This is a genomic window from Streptomyces sp. NPDC054840 (assembly GCF_053611065.1).
On the sequence record NZ_JBSGZP010001023.1, the window covers coordinates 1 to 1,803 of the forward strand.

A 1,803-nucleotide genomic window follows, 5' to 3' on the forward strand; every position below is an offset into this window, starting at 1 on the left:
GGCCGGACGGCGCCGAAGGCGCCCCGTCCGCCGGGAAGTCGAAGGCCCTGACGGGCGGCCGCTTCGACCGCTGGACGGAGAAGCGCTGGTTCCTCCCGCTGGGGGAGGTCGTGGTCAGTGTCGTCGTCGCTCTCGGGTTCATGCTGCTGTGCACGCACATCAGCGTCAACCCCGTCACCCGGATCGGTCAGGTCAGCGGCCTCGCCAAGGTCCAGCAATACGCGGCGCTCGTCGGCATACCCGTCCTCGCCGTGCTGCTGTTCCTCGCCTACCGGGGCACGCTGCGCTACTACCAGGTCGCTCAGCGGCTGGTGTGCGCGGCCCTCGCGGGCCTGGCCACCGGCATCGTCGCCGGCGGCATCGCGGTCGCCCTGAACGGCACGCCGTGGGGCCTGGGCGGCCAGGAGGGCGACCCCGGCAACCTCATGGGCATGGCCAACGACATGATGCGCCACAAGGGCATGCCGGGGGTCTACCCCCCGCTGTTCCCCGCCCTGCTCGCGCTCTGGGCCAAGGTCTTCCACAACGGCATCGCCGACGTGGGCCACGCGCTCAAGGACCTGCAGCTGATCCTCAGCGCACTGGTCGGACCGATGGCCTACCTCGCGTGGCGACTGATGCTGCGTCCGTTCTGGGCGATGGCCATCGCCGTGCCGGCGTCGATCGTCTTCCTCGACCCGATCCGCCCCTACAGCCACGGCTCCATGCTCGTCCTGCTGCCGCTGCTGGCCGCCGCCTTCCGCGAGATCCGCCGGGCCGACCAACTCACGACGCGTTCGGCGGTGCTGCGCGGCCTCGGCTTCGGCATCGTGTTCGGCGTCATGTTCCTCTGGTACTCCGGCTGGTACCTGTGGGCCGCGCCGGGCGCGTTCGTCCTCGGCCTGCTGCTGTTCCCGTGGCGGCGCGGCCGGGTCGCCGTCAAGCGCGCGCTGACCTTCCTCGGTGCCATGCTGGCCACCGCCGCCGTCATCGGCGCGCCGCTGCTGTACCAGCTGGCCCGCCTGGGCGCCTCGACGGTGGACCGCTACGCCTACATCAACACCTACATCGACCCGGCCTACGTGATGGGCTGGGCGTCCGACCGCGCCGGCGAGCAGACCTACCACAGCTTCCCGGTGTCCGGCGAGCTGGCCGGCCAGACCGGCTTCGGGATCCTGCTGCTCCTGGGCGTGGCCATCGGTGTGGGCCTCGGCCTGCGCAACATCGTGGTCCGCACCGCCGGCTTCGTCCTCGCCGGCGCCTGGCTGCTGCGCTTCTGGTTCGCCTCCCAGATGGAGCAGAATCAGGCCGTCCAGCTGTACCCGCGCACCACCTGGATCATCTTCTACTGCCTGATCATCCTGGCCGTCCTCGGCGTGATGCTCACGTACGAGCGCGGCTTCGGCTGGATCCGCGGCACGCTGAACGAGGTCGCCCCGGCCCGGGCCGCGCGGATCTCCCCGCGCCTGCTGTCCCAGCTGGCCGCCGGCCTGATCTGCGTGACCGCCCTGTTCGCCACCATGGGCGGTTCCTGGTCGGCCAACCGTTTCATGCCGTCCACCAACCCGGGCGTCGAGGACCTCGGCCTGGACGCGCTCCGCGCCCACCTGCAGCAGCTGCCGAACGGGAAGTGCCCCAAGTACTCGCCGTTCAAGGGTAAGCAGGAGTGCCAGCCGGTCAACATGAAGCTGTCCGAGTACGTCTTCGTGCCGCCGGAGCGGCCCAGCCTCTGGTGCGCCAACACGACCGCCCAGAACCACGACCTCGTCTGCGGCCGCCAGCCGAAGAAGTGACCGGTCAGGTCCGCACGCCGCTGCCGGGGCC

General features: G+C 70.8%; 1 protein-coding gene. It reads left to right on the forward strand.

All coding sequences use genetic code 11. The annotated features are described in order from the left end of the window. Positions 1-1,772: hypothetical protein (locus tag ACWGIU_RS37090; protein WP_453712463.1), on the forward strand; the 1,772-nt coding region annotated here is incomplete at its 5' end. Between the last annotated feature and the right edge of the window lie 31 nt (positions 1,773-1,803).